Raw genomic sequence first — 26,726 nt, 5'->3', positions numbered from 1 at the left:
TATACTATTTAACGGTTGGGTAGGTAGTAACAACTACCTCGTTTAAGGTCACTTTTTCATTATTGTTAGGCTCGTATTTGTTAGTTACGGGCTGGGCGTTTACCGGTTTAGGTGCATCGGTTTTGTAATTATCATAATTGATGCTAAAGTTTACCGGTATAGTATAGGTTGTGTTGAGTTTACCATCGCTTAAAACACCACAGTTTGTTATTACCCTTGTCACTTCGTCGGCTATTGATTTATCGGGTGCCCGCAATATCAACACATTTTGTATTTTTTTATCGGCATCAACCGTAAATGCTGCAAATACCCGGCCTTGTATGTTGTTTTCTTTGGCTTGAGCCGGATAGCGTACATGTGTCTGCACATATTTATATAAAGCATTTATATCCTTAGGCGCGTTATTATCGGTCAAAGCAAAATTTACAGGTACGGTATACGCCGTTCTAACCGTTTGTCCTTTGTTTGTACCGGCAACCCATTTTGGTGATAAACTTAATACGCGTACTGCTTCATCGCCCAGGCCACTACCAGGGTCGCGCAATACTTTCATATTTGATAGCGAGCCATCTTTTTCAACAATAAACTGTACAAATACACGGCCTTGTACGCCTGTTACTTTGGCGGCAGCCGGATACCTTATGTTTGTTGTTAAAAAATTCTGAAAGGCGCGTAAACCACCGGGGAAAAGGGGCAGTATTTCAACTGAGTTATAAACTGGCGGGCCACCATCATTCGGCTGAATATTGGCAAGTTGCGGCACGGGCGGGTTTGATTCTTTAACAACAATAGGCTTGTCGTCATCCAGCGCAAAGTTAACAGGTACCGTGTATTGTACCCTAACAGTTTTGCCGCTTTGCACGCCCGGTGCCCATTTTGGCGATAGTTGCAGTACCCTAACAGCTTCGTCGCCTAAACCCATACCGGGGTCGCGCAGTACTTTAAGGCCGCTTAAACTTCCGTCTTTTTCAATAATAAACTGTACAAATACCCGTCCGGATACCTTGGCATCTTTAGCCGCTTTTGGGTATCTGATGTTTGCTATTAAAAAATTTTTAAAACCTTCTTCGCCACCCGGAAATTGCGGCTGATGTTCAACAGCATTAAATATAAGGTTGCTTTTAGTGGTATCGGCCAATGCCTTACCGGCAGTTTTACTATGTGGTGTTGTATCGCTAACGTTGGTTTGCGGCTCATTAAGGGCTTTTCCATTTTTGTAGTCCCGCGCAGCGTCATTCCATCCTTTAGTATACTCGTCGGTAGTGTCGGTTACTGCGGTTTTGGATTTTTGTAGATTTGAAAAAGGTGTTTTAGGAGCCAAATCAAGCCAGCCATAGTTTTTATTGGTGAATGCCATTGTTGAAAGGCATAATAACCCTGCTAACAGCGGTAGGGTTAGCAGGTATTTAAGCCTTGCAGCCCTGCCCGATTTTTTTTGATACAACATAATTATTCTTCTTTTTAACAGGTTTTTATTGAAAAACGAATTGGTTATTTGGTTGGGCGTTAAGCCATAAACATTGCTGATTAAAAAATCGGCATAGTCTGCCGCTCCGGTTTCATTATTGGCTACTTGCTGGTCGGCAATAAATTCGTGTACCTCTTTTAAACTTCTTTGCATTAAATAAACAACGGGGTTAAACCAGTTGATGATTTTGATAAGCTCAAAGTAAATAACATCCCAGGAGTGCCTTTGCCGGATGTGAACTTCTTCGTGGTGCAGTATGGTTTGCGACGAAAGCAATTCGGTATTTACAAACAAGTACCCAAAAAACGAGAAGGCCACATTTTGACCGGGAATTTCAATCACCGTAAAATTATCCTTACGTGTTGCAGTTCCTTTTTTTGATAATGCAATAAGTTTAACAATTTTAAAAACGAGGTAAGCAAACAATGCCAAGGTAACGGTTACATAAATAGCTAACTCATAATCGGCTAATGTCCATTTGGCGGTTTGCAATTGTGTATTTGCTTGCGTAACGGCAGGTAAAACCGTTACATTGGTTAACCCATCGTCAATTGATATTGTGCCGGTATCGGCCAACGCATTGCCAACCGGTTTTAAAATGCCCAGTTGCAGTAGCGGAATAACAAAAGCAATTAAACTGGTTATAAGCAGGTAGGCGCGGTTGAGTTGATACAGCGTTTCGCTTCTTAAAAACAAAACATAAAGCATAAAAAAGGCGGCCAGATATAGGTTAGCCTCTAATAAATAGTGTATCAGGTTCATGGCTTTTTGTTTTTGAGGTTTTGGGCCAGTTTGGTTAATTCTTCCAGTTCGTTAACGCTCATGTTTTTTTCGTTCACTAAAAACGAAACCAAACTTTGGTACGAGTTACTGAAGTAGTTATTCATGATTTTATCGAAGGCAAACTTTTTATAATTGTCTTCGCTTATCACCGGGAAATACACATGCGAATTACCGTATGCTTTATGATCAATAAATCCCTTGGTTTCTAACACTCGTACTACGGTAGAAACGGTGTTATAAGCCGGTTTGGGCTCCGGCATTTGTTCAACAACATCTTTTACAATGGCTTCTTTAAGTTGCCATAGTATGCGCATTACTTGTTCTTCTGCCTTGGTGAGTTCTTTGATGGTTTTCTTCATGACTAACTATTTTTATAGTTTGGTTTAATGAAGGTATAAACTATAAATGCAGTTTCCAAACTATTTTTATAGTTTTTTTATTGTTATCAAATATTTGCAAGAAGCGGGTGAGAAGAGGCTTAAAAACCGAATGTTACAAGAAATCCCGATAACGCATAGGCCATTGCTCGCCTTATATGCTGGGAAGCGATCGGCTAAACTTTAATAAAATAAAAAACCGCCCATTAATTGCGGAGGCCGAAATTAATGGGCAAAATATGAAATTATTGCAATTACGGTGCGGTGTTATAATTCATCGGAACGGTATATGATACACGCACATGCTGTCCGCTTTTTACGGCTGGTATCCAAGGTGGCGAAAGTGTTAATACCCTTACTGTTTCATCACCCAAGCCACTTCCAGGATCGCGTAGTATATGCAAATGAGTTAATGTGCCATCTTTCTCTACCACAAATTGAACGAATACCCTACCAGTCACATCACGTTCTTTTGCCAATGCCGGATATCTCACATGATCGACTAAAAACTTACCAAAGCCTGCTTCCCCACCCGGAAAAGCCGGTTGCTGATCGTCGGTAGTAAAAATTAAATGATTGTCGATAGAGTCTTGTGTGGTTTTAATTTCGGGTAATGGGGTGTTTTTTGAAGCAAAATCAATCGGTAATACAACCAACGTCCGTTGTGGGGTTTTCTCGCTTTTGTTTTCAAATATGCCCGGGCTCCATTTCGGGCTTAGCTTAAGTACCCGCAGAGCCTCTTTTGCAAAAGTACTATCATCTTTAAATAGCGTGCTTATGTTTGATAGCGAGCCATCGGTCTCCACAATAAACTCGGTAATAACCCTGGCGTTATGTTTCGTTTCAATTCCTTCTGGATATTTGATATTGTTCTTCAGAAAGTCATTAAGCGCCTGCGTGCCGCCATTAAAAAATGGCGGGTGCGAAGTGCTGAGATAATAGATGCCTCTTTTTGAGGTGTCTGAAAATGAATTAAATGTTTTTACATCCGTGCCATTTGCTGTAACTGTATTAGATGTTGGTTGCACAGGCGGAGCTGCTATATTAAAGTTAATGGGCACAACATATTGCACCCTAACATTTTTTCCGTCTTGCGTACCCGGTGTCCATTTTGGCGATAATTTTAAAACCCTGATAGCTTCTTCCCCTAGTGAGTGGCCATTATTGGGTTCTCGTAATATTTTGATGTCGGTTAGGCTGCCGTCTTTTTCAACCACAAATTGTGCGTATACACGGCCCTTTACATTTTGCATTGCTGCCTCGAGCGGATAATTAATGGTATTAGTTAAAAACTTTGCAAAATCTGCTTCGCCACCCGGAAAAATAGGGTAGTGTTCAACTCCTGTATATATTTTGTTATCATCATTAACTGTTGCCTGGCTAAAAGCCGGCAAAACTAAAAAACTTAATATGCTGTAAATAAGTAAAGAGAAAAGGTAAATAAAGTTGATACTGTTTTTAGTTTTCATGGGTTAGGTTTCACTTACACAATAATATATATTTTATAAGTAATGTTGCCATCAATGTCAATATTTTATAATTTAGTTGGCAACTCCTATATGTCAACACTCCACCAAATTGCCTTAACGTTTACCAAAAATATTGGCGACCATTTAGCTAAGGTTTTAGTAAGTTATTGCGGCAGTGCCGAAGCTGTATTTGAGGCTCCGGTTAAAAAACTGATGCAGATACCCGGCATCAGCACAAAAACCATTGCGCAGTTAAATTTTAAGGATGCGCTTGAACGTGCCCGCAGGGAGCTGGATTTTATTGAGCGGAACGATATTAAGGTGATGTTTTATGGCGATGCCGCTTATCCCAAAAGGTTAAAAAACTGTAATGATGCCCCGGCCCTGTTGTATTATAAAGGTACTGCCAATTTAAATGAGGCGCGTATCATCAGCGTAGTGGGCACCCGTAACGCCACCGATTATGGCAAACAACTTTGCCGCGAATTGATTGACGACCTTAAAGCTTACGATGTAATTATAGTAAGCGGGCTTGCTTATGGTATTGACGTAACGGCCCACAAAGAATGCTTACGGGCCGGCATACCCACTGTTGGTGTACTGGCCCACGGGCTCGACCGTATTTATCCCGCACAAAATAAGCCAATTGCCGATAAAATGCTTGGCAATGGTGGCCTGCTAACCGATTTTCCGTCGGGCACTACGCCCGATAGGGAAAACTTTCCTAAACGTAACCGCATAGTTGCCGGCATGGCCGATGCTACCATTGTTGTTGAGGCAAGCATTAAAGGCGGAGCTCTGATAACTGCCGAAATTGCAAATTCGTACAACAGGGATGTATTTGCCTTTCCGGGACGTATTACCGATGAGTTTTCAACCGGGTGTAACTTTTTAATCCGCAATAATAAAGCTGCGCTGTTAACATCGGGAGCCGATTTGGCGTATATTTTAGGATGGGAAAAGCTGGACGGTAACACTAAGCAGCAAGCTCAATTAACCCTCCCGATAGACCTATCGGCCAACGAACTTTTGGTGTTTGAAACTATAAAACAAAATGCAGGTATGCTTGGTATTGACGATTTGGCCTTTAAAACCAATTTACCTTTGAGCCAACTGGCCATGAACTTATTAAACCTTGAAATGCAGGGCTTTGTAAACTCATTACCGGGCAAGGCTTATACAATTAACCACTAAGGGATGCGGCGGCAACTGGAATGCTATTAATCTCCGTTTTTGGGATAATCGTAGTAGGTTATTGTTCCGGTATCGGCGCTTACCATGTTCCAAAAATCAAATTCGAAATCAATTATGGCAACTGTGCAGGTTGGCATGTCGTACAGTTCGCCGGTAAGGTTAAACAGCAGGTTGCTTAAACCAGGGTTGTGCCTAAAAATGGCTACAAAATTATAAGCATTGGGCAAATTGTTTACCATGTTAAGCAGGGTAGGGTAGCTTGCCTCGTAAATAGCTTTATTATACGATGGTTGCGCAAGGCCAAGTGTTTTGGCGAAAATATCGGCCGTTGTTTTGGCCCTCAATGCCGGGCTGCTTAACAAATATTGCGGAATGATGCCATCCTTTAGCAACCTTGCTGCCATATCTGGCGCGGCTTGTTTGCCCCGGTGGTTTAGCGGTCGCTCAAAATCACTTAAACTCGCATCGTCCCAGTCGGACTTGGCGTGCCGAACTATCATTAACCTTTTCATAAAAATTGAGCCTTTAAAGCCAAAAACCTAAACCAATAGTAAAAATTTGGTTTTTAACACTGTTGGTATTAGTGTTTACCGGGTCGTTATCAGTGGCTATATTGTTAAGGCCTAAACTATAGCGCATGTTAAACGTTAAATGGTTATTTAGCTCAAGGCCGGTTGCAAAGTTTACGCCGTAATCCACCTTTTTATAGCCCCCATCATTACCAAAAGTAATGCTGCTTCCCGATGTTGTATTTACGTTTTCTAACTGGTTATTGCCACTCAAACCCATAGCTGCATATGGCCCTGCACCTACATATATTTTGCCTAAGGTTGGCAAATCAATTTTATATAAAAGGGTTGCAGGTACTTCCAGATAGGTTAGGGTAATGGTATTGGTTTGCGCATTTTGGTATTGCTTTGCGCCTTTGCCCAATACACCAATGCCGGCTTGTAAATAAAATTTACTTTTAAGGTGCAAATCGGCATAGCCGTTTATGTAGTAGGTTGTTACCGAATTTGCAGATACATCCTGATTGTCAATATCCTGCGTTGCAAAGCCAAAGCCGGCTTTAAGGCCATATTGTACTTTTTGCCCAAACGCAAAGGTAGCAACAATAAATATTAAATTCAGGGTTAAAAATAGTTTACGCATTTAGGGGCATTTTTTAATTAGGAACGCTATTTACGCATTATTTACAAAATTAACAATTACATTTTCAGGTATTTCGTTCATACATTTAAAATGACCTAAGGGACACTTTTCCAGCCCGAACTTTGAGCAGGGCCTGCAAGGTAGTTCAATGCCAATTACTTGTGCATCTTTAACCTTGTAGGGTTGCACACCCAGCAACTCGGGCACGGTACTGCCCCAAACAGAAGCTATAGGAACATTAAAAGCCTCGGCAATGTGAGTAAGCCCGGTATCAAAACCAATTACCTTTTGGGATTTAGATACCAGGTAAACAGATTGATCTAAAGTGGTAACACCACAGGCATTATAAACTTTTTCACCTACAGCAGCTTCAATTTCGGCGGCATTTGCCTGTACATCTTTACCTCCTAATAAAACCACTGGCAGGCCTATTTTATTGCATACACTTATTATTTTATTATTGGGCATGCGTTTGGTAAAATGGGTTGCCCCGATGATAAAAACGATGTACCCCTGTTGGTGCGTTGCAGGCAACAATGTTTGTAACGAATAATTGGCCTTGATATAATAATCAATAGGCTTATCATCATTTTTAATGCCCAAAAGGCTTACCGTTTGCATATACCGCTCAACCAAGTGTATAGGCGGAACCAATTGTAAATGCAGTTTTAACGATAACCATTTGCGGATGGTTTGCTTGTTATAGGTGAACGATTTAATACCCGTTTTCCACTTAATGAGCGAGGTGCGCAGGTTGTTATGCAAATCAATAATATAATCAAACTTCTCGGCCTCAATATCGGCAATAGTTTCTTTCAATGTTGTTTTAAGCAAGTGTAGCTTATCAACATACGGGTTATTATCGTAAATGTATTTAAAAGCAGGTTTGGTTAAAAAGTGTATCTGCGCGCCTGGTAGTTGCTTTTTTAAACAGCGCACAACGGGGGTAGTATAAATAATATCGCCCATTGAGCTAAAGCGGATCACCAGTATTTTAAGGCCCTGTTCCAAATTATTTATTGATTGATGTGTGGGCTTTCCGTTTTGCAAATACCTGTTTTATCTCGTCAAGGCTCAATGCATTAAGGCAACGCTCTTTGTATAAGCCACCTTTGCGCGCGGTTAAAACGCCGTAGTGCATATCTAAAAAGCCCTCGTTGCGGTGGGCATCGGGGTTTATGGATAGCCACACGCCTTTATCCAGCGCATACTGGTGCCAGCGCCAGTCCAAATCCAGCCTAAGCGGGTTGGCGTTAATTTCGATAACCACGCCATTGGCGGCACAGGCATCAATCACCTTTTTATAATCAATACTATAACCGTTACGGCTTAGTAAAAGCCTTCCTGTTGGGTGCCCCAGAATGGTGGTATAGGGGTTTTCTATAGCTTTAATTAAACGGGCGGTAGCCTTATCGTGGTCCATTTTAAGGTTTGAGTGTACCGATGCTACAATAAAATCAAAACGCTGTAATATCTCATCGGGATAATCTAACTGGCCATCGTTCAAAATGTCCGACTCGATGCCTTTAAAAATATGGAACCCGGGCGTGTTTTTATTAATATAATCTATCTCCTCGTGCTGTTGTAAAACCCGCTCAATACTCAAACCTTTGGCATAAAAGGCACTCTTGCTATGGTCGCAAATGCCCAGGTACTCAAGCCCCAGCGTATCGCGAAGGTAAGGTACTATCTCTTCCAGCGAATGCACACCGTCGCTCCAGGTACTGTGGTTGTGCAGCGTTCCCTTCAGGTCGTCATAGGTTATCAGTTGCGGTAATTCGCTTGCTATTGCTTTGGCAATAATAGCCGTGCCTTCGCGCAATTCGGGTTCTATATAAGGCAGGCCCGCGTTTTCATAAATTTCTTCCTCGCTTTCAACCTCCAGGTTGGGTTGTTTTATCCGGTTTAAAACCGCTTCAACATGCTCTTTATTACCGGTTTGGGCAAAAACTTCAGTATAAAAATGTACGGTATCGCTAACAACCAAACTAACAGCCAAACCGGCTTCAGTTTCACCGCTAATGGTGTTGTCGGTTACCTGCATGTTTTGCAGCAAATCGGCACGTTGTAAAGCAGTAATGGCCTCGCCAACGTCGTCTGCGCCTATAACGTAAACTAAATCGGTTATAATTTCAACCCGTCTGCGATAATCTCCGCAAATGATCATATCAGCATCGGGTAAAAGTTGCTGTAATTGTTCCAGCATGTTTTGGGCGAAAGTTTCAACCTGGGCATACAAAAACTTGCCGCTGCTTGCCATTTTAAATTCAATGGCCTTGCGTATCTCTTCCTGCGTTTTTAAGCCAAAGCCTTTGGCCTCAATTAAACGGTTTTCGTTACAGGCGTAAAATAGTTCGCCAATGTTTTCAATATTTAAGTCGTGCCAAATAACGGCTATTTTTTTAGGGCCAATGCCCTTAATGGCCAGCATTTCAACTACGCCGGGGGGCGTGGCCGCTAATAACTCTTGCAATTCTATTAAGGTGCCGGTAGTTAATAGCTCAGCAATTTTACCCGCCAAACTTTTACCAATACCGTCAATTTTTTCTAATTCATCAAAAGGCTTATCGGCCAGTTTAAAAGGAAGCTTATCAACCTTAAACGCTGCGTTAGCTATCGATTTTATTTTGAACGGGTTAACCTCGTGCAGTTCCATTAACTGACTAAGCAAACGCAGGGTACGGGCAATAGGTTTATTTTCCATCGAGTTATCAGATGGTGTAAAAATACGAAATTAGATTGTAGATGTGCAGGCGGGTAGGTGTGCGGATTTGTAAATCTACCCCCTCTGATGTGATTTTAAATACTCTTTGCTTTTTCTATGATACCTCTAACAACGTTATCAAGCTCTGTTGAGCTATCAATTATCATCATTTTTATATTGTGCAGTTCGGGCTCTACATCCATGCCGTCTAATACCTGTACCAGGCCCAGTATATTGGCTAAGGGTTTGCGGATAACATGCGATTGCATAAAACTAATTTGATCCAACTGATCGTTTTTTTGGACTATTTCGGTTTCGGCACTTAGCAGTTGCTTTTGGGTATCAACATATTTTGTAATATTATGGCCTATACAAAAAACACCGGCGGGAGCATTATTGTCGTCAAATAAAGCTTTGAATTCCCATTGTGTCGAAATAAAACCTCCATAGCCATCGTGCTTGCGTAAAATGGCGGTTTGCAATTTGTAAGGAGTTTCAAAACATTTTGCGCCCGTATCGCCACACATTTTTACATCATCAGGGTGCAGGGTAATATGGAAGGGCTTTCCCAGCAATGTGTCGTTTAGCAACCTAAAATTTCTATCATAATTAGGGCTCACGTAAAAGTAAACACTATCCATGCCAATGGCAATTGTATAGTAGTGTTGTGAATGTTCTAAAAGTTTAACAATTTCTTTAATGTGCTGCATTTGCTTGGCGTTTATAGTAATGCTTAATGGTTTACAATAAACAAATTAGATTTTGTTAATGATTAACGGTTTCGTAACGAAAGAAAATAATTGGAGCGGCTGGTAATTAACAAGACAAATTGTAAATTAATTGTTGAAGTTACACATACTTACAGATTATATGGTATTTAAAACAAAAAAGCCTCTTAAATTGTAATTTAAGAGGCTTTTTTGTTTTTTAAAATTTTACTTTATTACCACATCATACGGCATACGCATTTGTACACCACTACGTTGTACGGTTTGTTTTACTTGGTTATAATATTGATAGTTATCGCCCAATTCGCTTTTCACCATGGCCGCGCGTACTTCAACACTTAAGCTTTTGCCTATATTTTTAAACTTGCTGGTTTGCTCGGGGTAGGGTACTATACTGTAAGTTTTAATGTTGGCTTTTTTTGCGGCAGATTTAACGGCGTCGTTAATGTTACCCAACTTATCAACTAATCCTATTTTAATGGCCTGGCTGCCCGTCCAAACTCGGCCCTGGCCAATACTATTAATATAGGCCTGGGTTTTATGGCGGCCATCGGCTACAGCCTGGGTAAATGTATCGTAGCCGCGGTTAACCTGGTTTTGCAATATCATGCGTTCTTCTTCGGTAAGCGGGCGCGAAACATCGCCCAGATCGGCAAATTTGCCCGTTTTTACACCATCAAAGGTAAGGCCTAATTTATCGTTAAAAAACTTCTGCATGTTTGGCAGCATGGCAAAAATACCTATAGAGCCTGTAACGGTATTGGGTTCGGCATAAATAGAATCGGCGGCGCAGGCAATGTAGTAACCGCCAGATGCTGCATAATCACCCATCGAAACAATAACCGGTTTTACTTTTTTGGTAAGCAGTACTTCGCGCCATATTACATCGCTGGCTAACGAACTGCCTCCCGGCGAGTTAACACGCAGCACTACCGCTTTAACGTTATCATCTAAACGCACCTGGCGCAGCGTTTTAGATAATTTTTCAGATCCTATGGTGTTATCGTCGCCTTCGCCGCCGCTAATTTCGCCACTGGCATAAACAATGGCAATGCGGCTGCTTGCATTGTCGCTGGTATCTTTGTCGTCCCCCGCTTTTGTATAATCGGCAATGTTAACCGATTTTACGTTGCTTTTTTTGCTCGTTCCTGTACGTTGTTTCAACTCGTCAAGCAGTTCGTCTTTATATTTAAGCCCGTCAAGCAGTTTGTATTTAACCGCATCTTCGGGGTTTTGCACCAATAAATTATTGGCAATATTGGCCAACGAATCTTTATTGATGTGGCGGCTTTGGCTAATGCCGGTTAAAAAGTGGTCGTACATAGAGCCCAAGTAAGCATTTACCTGTAAACGGTTTGCATCGCTCATTTTGGTTAAAAAAAACGGTTCAACCGCGCTTTTGTAAGTGCCTACTTTGATGATTTGCATATCAATGCCCAACTTATCAAGCGCGCCTTTGTAAAACATTACTTGCGAGCTAAAGCCATGCAGCTCAAATATCCCTTTAGGGTTCATGTAAACCTTATCGGCAACTGATGCCAGGTAGTAAAAGCTCTGGGTATATATTTCGGAATAGGCAACAATAAACTTACCCGATTTTTTAAAATCAATAAGCGCGTTGCGTACTTCTTCGGTAGTAGCCTGGCCGCTTTGCACATAGCTTTCATCTAAAAAAATACCCTTAATATGGCTATCGGTTTTAGCTTTGCGGATGTTGGCCAAAATATCGTTAAGGCCAATGGTTTTATTATCATCAAAGCCTAAAAAGCTTAAACCAGCCAAAGGGTTATCGGGCGTGCGCTCGTTTATGGGCATAGTAAGTGCGATGCGCAAAACCGAATTTGACGGCACATCTACAGGTTTATCACTTGTGGCTACAGAAACAATTCCTATTAAAAGAAAGATCAGGAGGACGAAGGTAAGAGCCAGGCCAACTATTGTGGCAAAAACAAATTTGAAGAATTGTTTCATGAAATATAAAAAAACTTTAACTATGCAAAACTACTAAATAGATATGGATAAGAGTATTAACTGCAATATTTGTTACAACAATGATTAGTGTTTTTTTGTTGTTGGGAAGTAATATTGGTAACAGGGGCTTTTTTTTAAATTGTGCTATTGCCGAAATTGAAAAACAGGTTGGCAATGTGCTGAAACGATCAAAAGTACACGAAACGCTGGCCTGGGGGAAAACCGATGAGCCTGACTATTTAAACCAGGTTTTGGAGGTTGAAACCGTGCTGCAACCGCAACAACTTTTAAAAACCTTATTGGATATTGAAAAGCATTTGGGCCGCGAGCGTAAAGAAAAATGGGGCTCGCGAACTATTGATATTGACATACTGTTTTATGGCAACGATGTTATTAACCAGCCCGATTTAATTATTCCGCACCCGCAATTGCATAAGCGCAAGTTTACCCTTGAGCCGCTTGCCGAAATAGCACCGGCCTATGTACACCCGCTGCTTAATCAAACTATTGCTCAACTAAATTTATTATTGCGAGTTTAAAATGCTTTGTATTGAACAGCAATGTATTTTTTGAATAAAAAATTGTAAGTTTGAAATAACTAAACCAAGCTATGTCGGAGTTAGAAATATCTGATCAAAATTTTGATCTTTCTTTTTTGTTAGAAATTGCTGATGGCAGCGATGATTTTATTGTGGAATCTATCGAGCTGTTTATAAAACAAACCCCCGAATTAATGTACGCCATTGATAACGCCATTCGCTCAAAAGAATGGGTTACCGCCACGCAGGCAGCACACAAATTAAAACCTAATTTGGGCTTTTTTGGTATGACGGATAGCCAGGCACTAATGCAGGAAGTTGAAGCATTGGCAAAATTAGGCCAGGATAACCCGCTCATTCGTACTAAATTTAACGAAATTATTGCCAGGGTAAAGCCTACCTTGGCTAAGTTAGAGATAGTGATGAAGGCAAAGGCCGCTAACCTTTAAACCTTGTTTAGCTTAAAGCTATAACTTTCCATAATAAGGTTAGCTAAAAGGTTTTTGCAAGCCTCATCTACTTTTTGGTTGGCAGCTTCTTCTGTAGCTGCGTCTATTTCGAGCGAAATATGCTTTCCTATACGTACATTTTGTATCTCGGCAAGGCCTAAGTTTTTCATACTACCGGTTACGGCTTTGCCCTGCGGGTCAAGTATTTCTTTTTTAGGCATTACATCAATCTCTGCTTGAAATTTCATTTGGCGAATCTGAATTGGATGATAGACATGGCTACATAAATAAATATGATAGCCGGAATTGCGGCAAATTTAAATAAAATGATAACAATTGCCGATATAAGGAGTAATAAATACCTGTAAAAATTTTCCTGAAAATCGGTACTCTTAAACTTGAGCGACATTAAAGGAATCTCGGCTACAAGTAACGAACACATAACGAGTGTAAAGCACGATAAAAAGAACGGATTTAAAATATAATCGCGGTAAAACATGTTGCCGTGCAGCAATATAAGCGGAAATGACGCTATCAAAATGGCATTGGCCGGGGTTGGTAAACCTATAAATATATCGGTCTGCCGCTCGTCGGTATTAAATTTAGCCAAGCGTAGGGCCGAAAACACGGGTATTAAAAAAGCAATAAAGTTGAGGTACTGGCTTACGTGATCTATCTGCGGCGCCTCGAGCAGTAACTCGTATAGTATAGCCGATGGCAATACGCCAAAACTTACCAGGTCGGCAAGCGAATCAAGATCTTTACCAATGCCGGAGAATGATTGCAGCATGCGCGAGGCAAAGCCATCAAAAAAATCAAAAATGGCAGCTAAAAATATAGCGTATGCTGCAAATATTAAGTTGTGCTGAAAGGTGAAAACTATACCTAAGCAGCCACTAAACAAATTTGCACAGGTAATGGCATTGGGTAGATGTTTTCGTACTCGTTGCTGCACTTGCTGTGGATGTAATTGATTCATTTAATTATAACGAAATTATTGCCTGTGAAGTTTAATTACCCGCCGTGCAATAATTCCGTTACACAAAACTATTAAGAATTCATGGATATAAGGAATTCTTCGTTAGTTTTTGTTCCACGCATTTGCGCTTGCAAAAACTCCATTGATTCCTGCGAATTCATATCGGCTAAATGGTTACGTAATATCCAGATGCGTTGCAGCGTTTCGCGGTCAAGCAGCAAATCATCACGGCGTGTGCTCGATGCAGTAAGGTCAATAGCCGGGAATATACGCTTGTTAGATAATTTACGATCTAATTGTAACTCCATGTTACCGGTACCTTTAAACTCTTCAAAAATAACCTCGTCCATCTTGGAGCCGGTTTCGGTTAAGGCGGTAGCAATAATGGTTAACGAGCCGCCATCTTCAATTTTACGGGCTGCACCAAAAAAGCGTTTTGGCTTGTGCAATGCATTGGCATCAACACCACCCGACAATATTTTACCCGATGCTGGTGCAACGGTATTGTAAGCACGTGCCAAGCGGGTTATAGAATCTAAAAGGATAACTACATCGTGGCCGCACTCAACCATGCGTTTAGCTTTTTCTAAAACAATGTTGGCTATTTTAACGTGGCGCTCGGCAGGCTCATCAAAGGTTGATGATACAACTTCGGCACGCACGCTGCGGGCCATATCGGTAACCTCTTCGGGGCGTTCGTCAATCAGCAATATAATCAGGTAAACTTCCGGATGGTTTTTGGCAATGGCATTGGCCACATCCTTTAGCAACATGGTTTTACCTGTTTTGGGCTGCGCTACAATTAACCCACGCTGCCCTTTACCTATTGGGGCAAACAAATCAATAATACGGGTTGAGTAGTTGCCCATCTCGGTAAAAAGGTTCAATTTTTCCGAAGGGAAAAGTGGCGTTAAGTGGTCAAACGGTACACGGTCTCGCACTTCGGCAGGTACCCGGCCATTAATGGCCTCAACACGTACCAGCGGAAAATATTTTTCACCTTCTTTTGGTGGGCGTATGCTGCCCCGTACCGTATCGCCTGTTTTTAAACCAAAAAGCTTAATTTGCGATTGCGATACATAAATATCATCCGGAGAGGTTAAGTAGTTATAATCAGACGAGCGTAAAAAGCCGTAACCATCGGGCATAATCTCTAAAACGCCTTCGTTAACTATTACGTTATCAAAATCAAGGTTAATTGCCGGCTCCTGGCTTTTTTGTTGATTAGCCGCTCCGTTGCCATTATTGTTAAACTTGCGTTCAAATTTTTGCGGGCGTATTTCGGTAGCTGGTTGTGGTTCTTGTGGTTTGCTGCTTTCTTCGCCGGCCTGCTCAGTTACCGGTGATGGCGTTTCGGCAACAGTTGGTGCCGGCCTTTCTGGCTGCTGCTCCTCTTCGTTTTGATCAAAAAGGTTGGTGTCGTTTACCTGTACCTCAACGCGTGGTTCGTTTTTTGGCTTCAAGGTGCGTACCCTTTTGCGGGGGGCACTACTTTCGGCACTTTCGGGCTCTGGTGTAGCAGGAGTATAATTTGATGTAACGGTTTCTTGTTGGGCGCGTGCCGCCTCTATTAATTGTTGTTGCTCAACTATTTTGGTAATTAGCTCTGCTTTTCTAAAACTATCTGCTTCGGCAATTCCAAAGCTTTTAGCTAATACGCGTAGTTCAGAAACGAGCTTATCGTTTAATTCTGTTGTGTTAGACATGTGTTGAATAAATATTTCAAAAGGATTTTTTTGGGTAGAAATTACCTTGCGCCAAGTATTGTGTTTTGAATCTGAACTAAAAATAAATTATTTGGAAACTTTTAAACTGATTCTTTGGTGCAAGAAATTCAGGAAAACGCTACAATTTTAGACAATTTATTTAATAGTTCAAATTTTTTTAAAAATATAATCGTTTAAATTGAATCATTTTGTGTATTTTTCATTCTTTTGCACAAAAATAATACCAAGTTCATGCCATCTCGCCAACAACTCATCCAACAGATCAAACAAAAAAAATCTTTCCTATGTGTAGGTTTAGATACCGATATTGAAAAGATACCCCGTTTTTTGTTGGATTTTGACGACCCTGTTTTTGAGTTTAACAGGCAGATTATTAATGCCACTCATGATTTATGCGTGTCGTACAAGCCAAACTCCGCATTTTACGAGAGCCGGGGCGTAAAGGGCCTGCAAAGCCTGGCCAAAACATGGCAACATTTACCCGCCGAAACCCTTAATATTATTGATGCCAAACGCGGCGATTTAGGCAATACTACAGATATGTACGCCAAAGCTTTTTTTGACCAGGCTGCGTCGGGCGTGAGTTTTGATGCTATTACGCTATCCCCTTACATGGGTACAGACAGCGTAACGCCCTATTTAAAGTACGATGGTAAATGGATAATTGTTTTGGGGCTAACATCAAACCCGGGCAGTAAAGATTTTCAATACCTGGTTAACAAAGGTGGCTATTTGTACGAAGAGGTGGTAAAAAAAGCTGTAACCTGGGCTGGTGCCGATAGGATTATGTTTGTAGTTGGGGCTACCAAAAGTACCGAGTTCACCAACATCCGCAAATACGCTCCCGATAACTTTTTGCTGGTACCCGGCGTTGGCGCTCAAGGCGGAAGTCTGGCCGATGTTTGCCAATATGGAATGAATAGCGATTGCGGATTAATTGTAAATGCTTCGCGATCCATTATATACGCATCTAACGAGCGCGATTTTGCTGACGCTGCACGTGCCGAAGCAATAAAACTTCAACAAGAAATGAAGGTGGAGTTGGAGAAAGCAGGGGTGATTTAGTCTTAAGTCCATAGTTGTGAGTCTTTAGTCATTAAGACTTATACAATTAATTTATATCTTGGCTTTGTAAACGGACTCAGGACCTAAGGCTTCCGACTCAAGACTTAAACAATGCATTTCAACGAAGATTTTTTGCAATACATCTGGAAGTTTAGGCTATTTGATATGAATAACCTGCACACCACCGATGGTGAGGAGTTGCAAATTATATCGCCAGGTTTACAAAACACAAACGCAGGCCCCGATTTTCAGGATGCCAAAATTAAGATAGGGGATACCCTTTGGGCGGGCAATGCCGAAATACACTTATCATCATTGGAGTGGAAACAGCACGGGCACCACACCAATAATGCCTATAATAGCGTGATATTGCATGTGGTGTACCGCGACGATGAGCCTGTTTACCGTAGCAACGGTACAAAGGTACCTACGCTTGTTTTGTTCAACCGCATCTCGCAGGAGCTTTACACACGATACCATCATTTAATATTTGACCAAAAACAGTTTATCCCCTGCGAAAGCCGGATAGGAACGATTGACGGTTTATTGATACAAAACTGGTTAACCCGTGTATTAATAGAGCGATTACAAAAACGCTCCATTGCACTTACGGAAGCATTAAAGGTTAATCGTGGCGATTGGGAGGAAACTTTTTACCAGTTTTTGGCGGCCAATTTTGGTTTTAAAATAAATGCGCTACCTTTTGAGATGCTCGCAAAATCGTTACCGCAAAATATACTGGCCAAGCACAAAAATAACACCATGCAAATTGAGGCGTTAATTTTTGGCCAGGCCGGCTTTTTAACTGAAGATTTAGCGGACGAGTACCCGCAATTGCTCAAAAAGGAATACGATTTTTTGCAAAAAAAGTATAACCTTAAACCAATAGAAAAACATCTGTGGAAATTTTTACGGCTGCGGCCGCTTAATTTCCCAACCATCAGGCTGGCGCAATTTGCTGCCTTGGTGGCAACATCAAACAACTTATTATCAAAAGTGTTGGAAACGCGCGAGCCTGAAGCCTTTTTTAAACTATTTGATGATATTAAGGTTAATGCTTACTGGGATAATCATTATCAATTTGATAAGCCTTCGGTTATTGCCAATAAAACAATGGGTAAAGCATCGGTTAATGTTTTGTTAGTTAATACTTTGACTCTTTTTTTGTTCACTTATGGTAATTATCACCAGTTGGAGCGTTATGTTAACCGCAGTTTAAAATTATTAGAGCATTTAACTGTAGAAAAAAATAGTATTATGGATAATTTTGCGTTACTTGGTATTAAAGTAAAAACGGCATACGAATCGCAAGCTTTATTGGAACTCAAAAACTCGTATTGCGACCATAAGAAATGCCTGCAATGCGGCGTTGGAATTAAAATATTAAAGTTAGCTTAAAACAAAATGATGCAAAGGATACTCACTTTTTTTGAACGACACTCCTTTGGGGTTTGCACCTACCTGGGCGGGCGTTTCAATATATCCATCAACAAAATCAGGTTGTTTTTTATATACTCATCGTTTTTGGCGGTAGGTATGCCACTTGTTTTTTACTTTTTTGCAGGCATAGTTTTAGATATCCGTAACTACGTAAAACGGATACACAGCCGCATTACAGATCAATAAAATATTCGGTTTTAGTTACTCAATATTTCTGCAATATCATCAAAACCTTTTTCGCGGGCTAAATCGGCGGGTAGCCGGCCTCCTTCCATGCGTACTTCGGTACTGGCATTATGTTCAAGCAGCATGATTAATATTTCGAGGTTGCCGTTTTGCGCTGCAGAGTGCAGGGGTGTAACGCCCGATTGCTGTTTAACGTTCACCTCGGCGCCATGCTTTAACAGGTTGTATACAATTTGAGTTTGGTTGGCAGCCACAGCCGAGTGTATGGGGTAAACATTAAAACCATTATTTGATGCGATATTTACGTTTGCACCGTTTGCAATCAAAAAATCTGCAATGTTTGCCTGGCCAAAATAACAAGCCAGCCCAAGTGGCGTAAAACCATCTTTAGAAAAATCGTTTACTAATTGAGGGTGCGCGGCGGTTAAATTTTCAACCACATCCAGTTTGCCAATAGCGGCTGCCTCAAACATGGTAAGCTCATCCACATAATTAAGCAGTAGTGATACCACCGCCGGTTTTTTGTAGTACTGGGCCAGCATAATTGCCGAAACGCCAAGGCTGGTATTGCTGTTTGCCAAAGCGGGTTCGCGCTTAAGCAAGGCGCCAAGTTCAGCCAAATTATCTGTTTGTATGTACTCTTCTAGTGTGTCTGCTTTCATTTTAATTCAATATTAGTAAAAATTAAAAATCAACACAAATCAATAGATTTATCTATTAACTTTATATTTGCGGTTAAACGCTGTTGAATATAGGAATGCCTGTGAAAGGAAATCAGTTTAAATCTAATAATTTTAAAGATACAGGTAGCGCCAAAGGCTCTGTAAAGGCAGAAAAACCTAGCAGGCCGAAGGTAGAAAGCGTTCCGTCGTTTGGTTTAAAGGATGGCCGCATTATTAAAGTGGGCGGTTTGTTTTTCCTGGTACTATCGGGTTATTTTCTCATCGCCTTCACATCGTACCTGTTTACCTGGCAGGAAGATCAGAGCTATGTACTTAAAGCAAATGGCGGCTGGCACAACTTGTTTAAGGGCCAGCAAGAGTTAATTGATAACGGCATAAAAAGCCCCGTTGATAACTGGCTGGGTAAATTTGGCGCACTGCTATCTAACCAATTTATGTTTGAGTGGTTTGGCGTGGCTTCGTTTATTTTTGTGGTGGTGTTTTTTATTATTGGGTATCGTTTTTTGTTTAAGGTGCGTTTATTCCCAATAAGCAAAACAATTGCTTACGCCCTTTTTGGTATTGTATTTTTTTCGATAGCAATTGGTTTTGTACACGGGTTTATTGTTGATTATCCGCACTTTTTAGAGGGGCAGTTTGGCTTTTGGAGCAACCGCTTAATTGATGCGCAAATAGGCCGTGCCGGCGCTGCCGGTTTGTTGGTGTTTGCCGCTTTAACCTTCCTTATTATAGTTTATAATATTGATTTTAAGCTTCCTGAGAAAAAAAGGCCAGCAACCACCTTGCCCGGATTTGATGATGCCGACGATATTAGCGAACCTTACATGGGCGGAGGCAACGTACCGATAATGCCCGAAATGCCCTTTACACCTGTTGAGTGGCCCGGCAGAAAAAGCAAGTTAAGCCAGGAAGGTGTGTTGGCATCAACCCGTTATGCTGAGAACGAGGTATCGGAAGAGTTAGAACCTGTGGCAAAAGGGCCGATATTTAATGTGGAAAAACCTATTAACGAGCCCGAACATAAGCCGGTTACTTTAATGCCCGAGCCAAGTACCGAAACCGAAATACCGCTAATGGTGAGCGATACCCGGCCTAACGATGTGTTGAGCATCGAAAAAGAAGACTTGGTTACGGCCGACGATTTGGTTGCACAATTTGGCGCTTTTGACCCGCGGTTGGATCTGTCGTCCTACAAATTCCCGGTGTTGGAGTTGTTAGAGAACTATGGCTCCAATAAAATTGCTGTTAATACCGAGGAGCTGGAGGCCAACAAAAATAAAATTGTTGAAACCCTCAACCACTATAACATTGAGATAGATAAAATTAAGGCAACCATTGGGCCAACCGTAACCCTTTACGAAATTATACCGGCCCCGGGTGTACGTATCTCCAAAATAAAAAACCTGGAAGATGATATTGCTTTGAGCCTTGCGGCTTTAGGCATTCGTATTATAGCGCCTATGCCGGGTAAGGGTACAATTGGTATTGAGGTGCCAAATCAGCACCCCGAAATGGTATCGATGCGATCGGTATTGGCTTCCGAAAAATTTCAGGCCACTACAATGGATCTGCCTATTGCTTTAGGCAAAACCATAAGTAACGAAATATTTATTGCCGATTTAGCCAAAATGCCCCACTTGTTAATGGCAGGTGCCACAGGGCAGGGTAAGTCGGTAGGTATTAATGCTATTTTGGTTTCGCTGCTCTATAAAAAACATCCTGCGGAATTGAAATTTGTGCTGGTTGATCCCAAAAAGGTTGAGTTAACTTTGTTCCGCAAAATAGAAAGGCACTTTTTGGCTAAATTGCCCGACGAAGCCGACGCCATTATTACCGATACAAAAAAGGTTATCAATACACTCAATTCGCTCTGTATTGAGATGGACCAGCGGTATGATTTGCTGAAGGATGCACAGGTGCGCAACCTTAAAGAGTATAACGCCAAATTTATTAACCGTAAGTTGCTGCCAACCGAGGGACATAGATTTTTGCCCTTTATTGTGCTGATAGTAGATGAGTTTGCCGATTTAATGATGACGGCAGGTAAAGAGGTAGAAATACCTATAGCCCGCCTTGCGCAATTGGCCCGTGCCATTGGCATACACCTAATTATTGCTACACAGCGGCCTTCGGTAAATATTATTACGGGTACTATTAAGGCTAACTTCCCGGCGCGTATAGCATTTAGGGTACAATCTAAAATCGATTCGCGCACTATTCTGGATTCAGGCGGTGCTGATCAGTTAATAGGTAGGGGAGATATGTTGTTATCAACCGGGAACGATCTTATCCGTTTGCAATGCGCCTTTGTGGATACGCCCGAGGTTGATAAAATATCCGATTTTATTGGTGCCCAGCGCGGCTATGCCACGGCGCACTTATTGCCCGAATATGTTGGCGAAGGCGGCGAAGCAAGCGCCAAAGATTTTGATTCGGAAAACCGCGACCCCATGTTTGAAGAAGCTGCGCGTTTAATTGTGATGCATCAGCAGGGTTCAACGTCGCTTATCCAGCGCAAGTTAAAATTGGGTTACAACCGTGCTGGCCGTATTATTGACCAATTGGAAGCCGCCGGCATTGTTGGCCCGTTTGAGGGCAGTAAGGCCCGTGAAGTACTGATTCCGGATGATTACTCTTTGGAGCAATTTTTGAGTAATATGGATGCAAAAGACTAAAAGAATTTAAAATGTTTATGAGATATTACGTTATATATACCCTATTGTTTTTAAGTGCGGTTAACACAGCATTTGCACAGAAAGACCAACAAGCCAAAGCTATTTTGAGCGAGGTAAGCCGTAAATACAAAACTTACGATGTAATTAAAACCAACTTTGTTTACACGCTTGAAAGCCCGCAAGCCAATGTTAAAGAAACCCAAAGCGGCACCCTAATAGCTAAATCAAAAACCAATAAGTTTAAGGTTACGCTATACACAACCGGAAAAACACCCGCTGTTGCACAGGAACTGATAAGCAACGGCAAAGAGCAGTGGACGTACCTAAAAAAAGATAATGAGGTGCAACTGAACAACGTTACCAATGGCGACGAAACCCTTAACCCGGCGCATATTTTTACCATTTACGAAAAAGGCTTTAAGTACGTGTACAGTGGCGAAGAGAAAAAAGGCGGCGTAAATTGCCAGGTGATAGATATGACACCTACCGACGCCAAAAAATCTATTTTTAAAGTGCGTTTGTTTGTTGATAAGGCAAAAAAGCAAATTTACAGCGCCCTTATATTTGATAAAAATGGTAACAAATACTCTTACACCATGCAAACTTTTAACTCCAATTTTAAAACCGGAGACGAGGTTTTTGCCTTCGATGTGAAGTTGCACCCGGGGGTTGAGGTGGTTGATTTGAGGTAAATTTAGTATTGAGAAATGCGTATTGCGTATTGAGATAAGAATATATAATTTGCAACGCGAACAGACGGTTAACTACCGCAATACTCATTAGCTATACCATGTCACATTTTCCATTAACTCAACACACCCTCGAAAAACTGGAGATGCTGCTAAAAACAACAGGCTACAGGGTGCGGTATGAAAAAGGTAATTTTAAAACCGGGGCATGTATGTTATTGAGCAGCCGTATTGTGGTTATCAATAAGTTTTCTAACCTGGAAAGTAAAATACAGTCCATTATAGAATTGCTCTCAGAACTGGAAATTGACAGTAAACTTTTAGACGATAAACAAACGGCCTTTTTACATCAAATAAAACAAACTAAAATTCAATTTTGACCATAACGTTTTTAGGCACCGGAACATCACAGGGCGTACCTGTTATAGCTTGCGATTGCGAGGTTTGCACATCTGCCGACCATCGCGATAAGCGCCTGCGTTCGTCTGTTTTGATTGAAGCCGGGGGCAAGGTGATCGTAATTGACTCTGGTCCCGATTTTAGGTACCAAATGCTCCGTGCGCATGTAACCCATCTTGATGCTATTGTATTCACGCACGAACATAAGGACCACGTTGCCGGGATGGACGACATACGTGCCTTTAACTATCGGCAACAAAGTGCTATTGATGTGTATGCTACCGAACGGGTACAAACAGCATTAAAACGCGAATTTTCCTACATATTTCATGATTTTAAGTATCCCGGTATCCCACAAATAGAACTGCATACTATTAGCAATTCTCCCTTTAATATTGGCCCGGTAAAACTCATTCCTATCGAGGTAATGCATTACAAACTGCCGGTACTTGGTTTTAGGGTGGGCGATTTTACCTATATTACCGATGCTAAAACCATTGCCCCGGAGGAGATTGAGAAGATAAAGGGCTCTAAAATACTGGTTGTAAACGCGCTCCAAAAAGAAAAACACATTTCGCATTTTACTTTAGACGAGGCCATTGCTTTTGCCGAAGAAATAGGTGCAGCGGAAACTTATTTCACCCATATTAGCCACCGCTTAGGCAAGCACCATGATGTTAGCGCCTTATTGCCGCCAGGCATTCATTTGGCTTATGATGGCTTAAAGGTAGATATTTGATAAATTGATTGTTTTAATTGAAATTAATTGTAACCTAAAGCACGCGCCTGTTGTCTATACATACTAAAAACTACCAGGCCATTGCAACGCTACCTTATCATACTCCTCGTTATCTTGTTGGCTTCGCGGGGCTTTGCAGGGCCGTTGCCTAAGGTTAGCATAGGTAAAATCACTTTCAGCAATGCGCATTTTGAAGACCCCGAACCTTCCGGCGAATTTAATACGCTGGTTATCCCCATAAAAAGGGCAATGAACCTCATTATTATACAGGCACAAATTGATACCTTGCAAGGCAACTTTGTGCTTGATACCGGCGCACCTTATCTGGTGCTTAACCAAACCTACTTTCGCGATGCAACCAATTATAGTGATGTAGAAGCGGGTGGTATTAATGGCGATAATGGTAACAGCTTTCGTACCATTGTGCGGGGCCTAAGTATTGCCGAATTGAGTTTTGATCGGCTAAGTGCAGATGTAACCAACCTTTCGGCTATCGAAAACAGCCACGGTATTAAAGTGTTGGGTTTATTGGGCACCAAACTATTTGCTAAATTTGCTATCACGGTTGATTTGTTTCAAAACGTGTTATACATTCATAAACTCGATAAAAATGGAGACATACCCATTCAGGAGGTTGTTTACCACGATCCGATACTTAAGGTGCCATTTACAATTGCCGATAATACTATATTTTTTAAAGCCGAAATAAATGATAACAGCATGTGGTTTGCATTTGATACCGGTGCCGAAACTAACCTGATAGATTACCATGAGGCAAAAAAATTAATGGACGGTATGCAAATTATTAACCGGATGAAACTCACAGGGATAGGTGGCAGTAGTTACGATGTATTGTATGCCCGTTTTGATAAATTGGTTGTAGGCGGTCGCCAGTTTAACACCAATAGGGTATTGCTAACCAGTTTAGAGAAGATGGGCAAGGCCTATGGACATTCCGTTGATGGTATTTTAGGCTATGATTTTTTTGTAAGAGCCGTTTTTAGCATCAATTTTGTTAAAAAAGAGTTTACCATGTACGAGAAATTGAAAAATTAATGTTTAAACACCGCCACATATTATTGCTGTTTATGGTATTGCTTAATACCGTAAACCCGGTACTTGGGCAAGTGCATAAAAATGCTTTTACCATTAACAACGACCAAATGGTGTTGTATGTTGACCTGAAACTAAGCAAATATGCCATAGATAGTTTGTTGCGTATTGCGGATATAACCGAAACCAATGCCGAAAAGCTATTGAAGGGCAATTTTTTAGAACTCGAAAAAAGTGGATGGGTGGTAAAAAAACTGCAAAATAACCAACTCATGCTTTCCCGGCCGCTTGACGAACTGGGCCGTAATCCGCAAATGCGTCCTGTTTTAATAACCCGTAACGGTTTGGGTAATGTTAACGCTGCCCGGCCCGGCTACCCTGGTTTTGTACTGTATGGTGTAAATAACTTTAACAAGCAAACCACAAGGGAATTAGCATCGGGCATTACAAGGTTTTACCTTCCCGGAAATTTAGCGGCTAAAAAGGTATTGCTATCGGGTAATTTTAACGATTGGAATACCCTGAGCGGCAAAATGCTAAAAACCGACAGCGGTTGGATTGCAGACATAAAACTGCAACCCGGCAAATACCTTTACAAATTTATTGTTAGCGGCAGGTGGATTAGCGACCCCAATAACGCCCTTTTAGAAGACGATGGCGCTGGCAACCGTAACTCGGTTTACTTCAGTTATAACCACACCTTTAAACTTGCCGGCTTCACCAAAGCTTCCCGCGTAACTTTAGCAGGTAGTTTTAACAATTTTAACGGCAACGAGTTAATATTAACCCCACAAAATAATTATTGGATAAAAGCATTTTACCTGGCCGAAGGCATGCATACCTACCGTTTTTTGGTAGATGGAAAACCAATAACCGATCCGGCTAATCCGGATGTGAGTACCGATGTATCGGGCAAGCCTGTTTCGGTATTAAATTTGGGTACCCAGGTTATGTTTAAGCTAAAAGGTTTTGCCAATGCTAAAAATGTGGTGCTTGCAGGCGATTTTAATAATTGGAAAACCAACGAAATACACCTCAAAAAAACAAACTATGGTTGGGCCCTTCCCTGCGTTTTGCCTGCCGGAAACTACGGTTACAAATTTATTGTAGATGGCAATTGGATGCGCGACCCTGCTAATACGCAACAGGTTGAGGGCAATGGCCAAACAAACTCGTTGTTGGTAGTAAAGCCAACCCACACCTTTGTGTTGCATGGGTACGGTAGCGCGCATAGCATCATTTTATCGGGCACTTTTAACAATTGGGATAAAGGTAGTTACAACTTAAAACACGAAGGTGCCGATTGGAAAACCAGCCTTAACCTAAAACCTGGCAAATACCTTTATAAGTTTATTGTTGATGGCAACTGGATTATTGATCCGGGGAATAAATTATGGGAGCAAAACGAATTTGGCACAGGTAATTCGGTGCTGTGGATTGAATAGTAATAACATTAAAACCAGTGCCAAGGGTGGAAGTAAATAACTCGTCATGGCACTGGTTTTTGTGTGTTTTATTAAGGTTTCCTCAAATATATCTTACCATAGGTAGACTTAAAAGCATAAGCAGGGCCTTTGCCTGGCTCGGCAGTAATCGATGTGAAAAAGTCGCGGCTACCCTTATCGGTTAAAACCAGATCGAGGTTAGAATAAATTTCGCCAAAACTTGTGGTTGCCTGTAGTTTGCCGGTTTGGGTTTTAACCAAAGTGGCATCTATACCGCCATATGTAGCATCAATACTAGCCGGGCCGTTAAAGTTTGCCATTTCTACCATGCCATATATAGCTTTGATGGTAGTGGCAGTATTGGCGGGTACCTTCACCTCAATGGTAATATCTATATCTGTGCCTTGCGAATACGATCTAACCGCGCCCGAGGTTTTTCTATATTCATCAAAAGCTTCCTTGGTTTTAAATATGGTTTTCTTACCGTTTTGCGTAATGGTGTAACGGTGCGGTAATTTGTCCATCCCCTCAATTTTATCAGCAATGTATAGCGTTCCGTTGGCCAGTTCGTCTGTTAACGTAAAGGAGCTGTCATTTTCATCATCGTTAATGTTCACCTTAGCGGTAACAAGCACTTCACTTTTATCCCAGGTACTTACATGTACCTTAGGATAATCAAATTTTAAAACAAGCTCCTGCCCGGCTTTAATAGGGTATGATTTGGTGACGATGGTTTGCGCATAGCCGGATGCTGCAAGCAGGCAACAAAGGCAAAATAATGTATTTTTCATGCTGTTGATGTTTAAAATAAA

The 26,726-nt window shown here is 41.3% G+C and carries 26 protein-coding genes; 12 read left to right on the top strand and 14 right to left on the bottom strand.

Annotation, left to right across the window (positions count from 1 at the left end; all coding sequences use genetic code 11):
• Positions 1–4: 4 nt before the first annotated feature.
• From BDD43_RS26825 to BDD43_RS30300, 3 genes are all read right to left on the bottom strand, one after another.
• Positions 5–2,230 carry a TonB family protein gene (locus tag BDD43_RS26825; RefSeq protein WP_121201302.1) on the bottom strand — a complete coding sequence of 742 codons (2,226 nt, stop codon included), beginning with the start codon at positions 2,228–2,230 and terminating at the stop codon, positions 5–7.
• Positions 2,227–2,610, bottom strand: a complete 384-nt coding sequence (locus tag BDD43_RS26820; protein WP_121201301.1) for a BlaI/MecI/CopY family transcriptional regulator — start codon at positions 2,608–2,610, stop codon at positions 2,227–2,229. The genes BDD43_RS26825 and BDD43_RS26820 overlap by 4 nt, the downstream gene beginning before the upstream one ends.
• A 272-nt stretch (positions 2,611–2,882) precedes the next feature.
• The gene (locus BDD43_RS30300; protein WP_246001804.1) at positions 2,883–4,097 is read right to left on the bottom strand and encodes a TonB family protein; all 1,215 of its coding nucleotides are present in this window, start codon (positions 4,095–4,097) and stop codon (positions 2,883–2,885) included.
• A 90-nt stretch (positions 4,098–4,187) separates the two neighbouring features.
• On the opposite strand from BDD43_RS30300, the gene dprA reads away from it, so the two are divergent.
• The gene (dprA, locus tag BDD43_RS26805; protein WP_121202139.1) at positions 4,188–5,291 is read left to right on the top strand and encodes a DNA-processing protein DprA; all 1,104 of its coding nucleotides are present in this window, start codon (positions 4,188–4,190) and stop codon (positions 5,289–5,291) included.
• 26 nt (positions 5,292–5,317) lie between these two features.
• On the opposite strand, the gene BDD43_RS26800 is transcribed toward dprA, so the two are convergent.
• The 6 genes from BDD43_RS26800 to sppA all read right to left on the bottom strand — a co-directional run bounded on the left by BDD43_RS26800 (position 5,318) and on the right by sppA (position 11,846).
• Entirely contained in the window at positions 5,318–5,803 is a 486-nt protein-coding gene (locus tag BDD43_RS26800; RefSeq protein WP_121201300.1) for a SixA phosphatase family protein, read from the bottom strand.
• 13 nt (positions 5,804–5,816) lie between these two features.
• Positions 5,817–6,443, bottom strand: coding sequence for a porin family protein (locus BDD43_RS26795; RefSeq protein ID WP_121201299.1), 627 nt, complete (start codon positions 6,441–6,443; stop codon positions 5,817–5,819).
• A gap of 30 nt (positions 6,444–6,473) precedes the next feature.
• Entirely contained in the window at positions 6,474–7,454 is a 981-nt protein-coding gene (locus BDD43_RS26790) for a glycosyltransferase family 9 protein (RefSeq protein ID WP_121202138.1), read from the bottom strand.
• 1 nt (position 7,455) lies between these two features.
• Entirely contained in the window at positions 7,456–9,147 is a 1,692-nt protein-coding gene (locus BDD43_RS26785; protein WP_121201298.1) for a helix-hairpin-helix domain-containing protein, read from the bottom strand.
• 95 nt (positions 9,148–9,242) lie between these two features.
• A complete protein-coding gene (locus BDD43_RS26780; RefSeq protein ID WP_121201297.1) occupies positions 9,243–9,857 on the bottom strand; it encodes a hypothetical protein in 615 nt (204 codons plus the stop codon).
• Positions 9,858–10,082: 225 nt separating this feature from the next.
• Positions 10,083–11,846, bottom strand: a complete 1,764-nt coding sequence (gene sppA, locus BDD43_RS26775; RefSeq protein WP_121201296.1) for a signal peptide peptidase SppA — start codon at positions 11,844–11,846, stop codon at positions 10,083–10,085.
• An 80-nt stretch (positions 11,847–11,926) separates the two neighbouring features.
• Between sppA and folK the strand changes: the two genes are divergently transcribed.
• Together folK and BDD43_RS26765 are read left to right on the top strand one after the other, a co-directional pair.
• A complete protein-coding gene (gene folK, locus BDD43_RS26770) occupies positions 11,927–12,385 on the top strand; it encodes a 2-amino-4-hydroxy-6-hydroxymethyldihydropteridine diphosphokinase (RefSeq protein WP_121201295.1) in 459 nt (152 codons plus the stop codon).
• Positions 12,386–12,456: 71 nt separating this feature from the next.
• Positions 12,457–12,834: an Hpt domain-containing protein gene (locus tag BDD43_RS26765; protein ID WP_121201294.1), complete on the top strand. Its 378-nt coding sequence runs from the start codon at positions 12,457–12,459 to the stop codon at positions 12,832–12,834.
• On the opposite strand, the gene purS is transcribed toward BDD43_RS26765, so the two are convergent.
• The 3 genes from purS to rho all read right to left on the bottom strand — a co-directional run bounded on the left by purS (position 12,831) and on the right by rho (position 15,519).
• Positions 12,831–13,082, bottom strand: coding sequence for a phosphoribosylformylglycinamidine synthase subunit PurS (gene purS / locus BDD43_RS26760; RefSeq protein WP_121201293.1), 252 nt, complete (start codon positions 13,080–13,082; stop codon positions 12,831–12,833). The two genes, BDD43_RS26765 and purS, sit on opposite strands and share 4 nt — an antisense overlap.
• The gene (gene pssA / locus BDD43_RS26755) at positions 13,079–13,813 is read right to left on the bottom strand and encodes a CDP-diacylglycerol--serine O-phosphatidyltransferase (protein WP_121201292.1); all 735 of its coding nucleotides are present in this window, start codon (positions 13,811–13,813) and stop codon (positions 13,079–13,081) included. The genes purS and pssA overlap by 4 nt, the downstream gene beginning before the upstream one ends.
• 71 nt (positions 13,814–13,884) lie before the next feature.
• Positions 13,885–15,519 (bottom strand): transcription termination factor Rho, encoded by a 1,635-nt coding sequence (rho, locus tag BDD43_RS26750; RefSeq protein ID WP_121201291.1) that lies wholly within the window; start codon positions 15,517–15,519, stop codon positions 13,885–13,887.
• Between the two features lie 252 nt (positions 15,520–15,771).
• Here rho and pyrF point away from each other — a divergent pair, with 252 nt between their 5' ends.
• The 3 genes from pyrF (at position 15,772) to BDD43_RS26735 (ending at position 18,231) form a co-directional block, all read left to right on the top strand.
• Positions 15,772–16,605: an orotidine-5'-phosphate decarboxylase gene (gene pyrF, locus BDD43_RS26745; protein ID WP_121201290.1), complete on the top strand. Its 834-nt coding sequence runs from the start codon at positions 15,772–15,774 to the stop codon at positions 16,603–16,605.
• Positions 16,606–16,716: 111 nt separating this feature from the next.
• Positions 16,717–18,003, top strand: coding sequence for a DUF2851 family protein (locus tag BDD43_RS26740; RefSeq protein ID WP_121201289.1), 1,287 nt, complete (start codon positions 16,717–16,719; stop codon positions 18,001–18,003).
• Between the two features lie 6 nt (positions 18,004–18,009).
• Positions 18,010–18,231, top strand: coding sequence for a PspC domain-containing protein (locus tag BDD43_RS26735; protein WP_121201288.1), 222 nt, complete (start codon positions 18,010–18,012; stop codon positions 18,229–18,231).
• Positions 18,232–18,242: 11 nt separating this feature from the next.
• Here BDD43_RS26735 and BDD43_RS26730 read toward each other — a convergent pair whose 3' ends face one another.
• Positions 18,243–18,893, bottom strand: coding sequence for an ankyrin repeat domain-containing protein (locus BDD43_RS26730; RefSeq protein ID WP_121201287.1), 651 nt, complete (start codon positions 18,891–18,893; stop codon positions 18,243–18,245).
• Positions 18,894–18,988: 95 nt separating this feature from the next.
• On the opposite strand from BDD43_RS26730, the gene BDD43_RS26725 reads away from it, so the two are divergent.
• From BDD43_RS26725 to BDD43_RS26700, 6 genes are all read left to right on the top strand, one after another.
• Positions 18,989–21,589 (top strand): FtsK/SpoIIIE family DNA translocase, encoded by a 2,601-nt coding sequence (locus BDD43_RS26725; protein WP_121201286.1) that lies wholly within the window; start codon positions 18,989–18,991, stop codon positions 21,587–21,589.
• A gap of 17 nt (positions 21,590–21,606) precedes the next feature.
• Positions 21,607–22,281, top strand: coding sequence for a LolA family protein (locus BDD43_RS26720; protein ID WP_121202137.1), 675 nt, complete (start codon positions 21,607–21,609; stop codon positions 22,279–22,281).
• 98 nt (positions 22,282–22,379) lie between these two features.
• The gene (locus BDD43_RS26715) at positions 22,380–22,658 is read left to right on the top strand and encodes a hypothetical protein (RefSeq protein ID WP_121201285.1); all 279 of its coding nucleotides are present in this window, start codon (positions 22,380–22,382) and stop codon (positions 22,656–22,658) included.
• The gene (locus BDD43_RS26710; RefSeq protein WP_121201284.1) at positions 22,655–23,416 is read left to right on the top strand and encodes an MBL fold metallo-hydrolase; all 762 of its coding nucleotides are present in this window, start codon (positions 22,655–22,657) and stop codon (positions 23,414–23,416) included. Before BDD43_RS26715 ends, BDD43_RS26710 begins: the two co-directional genes overlap by 4 nt.
• Positions 23,417–23,497: 81 nt before the next feature.
• Positions 23,498–24,472: a pepsin/retropepsin-like aspartic protease family protein gene (locus BDD43_RS26705; RefSeq protein ID WP_147425753.1), complete on the top strand. Its 975-nt coding sequence runs from the start codon at positions 23,498–23,500 to the stop codon at positions 24,470–24,472.
• On the top strand, positions 24,472–25,914 hold the full coding sequence (locus BDD43_RS26700) for a hypothetical protein (protein WP_121201282.1): 1,443 nt from the start codon (positions 24,472–24,474) through the stop codon (positions 25,912–25,914). The genes BDD43_RS26705 and BDD43_RS26700 overlap by 1 nt, the downstream gene beginning before the upstream one ends.
• Before the next feature lie 71 nt (positions 25,915–25,985).
• On the opposite strand, the gene BDD43_RS26695 is transcribed toward BDD43_RS26700, so the two are convergent.
• The gene (locus BDD43_RS26695; RefSeq protein WP_121201281.1) at positions 25,986–26,705 is read right to left on the bottom strand and encodes a hypothetical protein; all 720 of its coding nucleotides are present in this window, start codon (positions 26,703–26,705) and stop codon (positions 25,986–25,988) included.
• Positions 26,706–26,726 lie beyond the last annotated feature (21 nt).

This window comes from Mucilaginibacter gracilis (genome assembly GCF_003633615.1).
GTDB classification, from domain to species: Bacteria; Bacteroidota; Bacteroidia; order Sphingobacteriales; family Sphingobacteriaceae; genus Mucilaginibacter; species Mucilaginibacter gracilis.
This window is presented reverse-complemented; position numbering and strand designations above follow the sequence as displayed.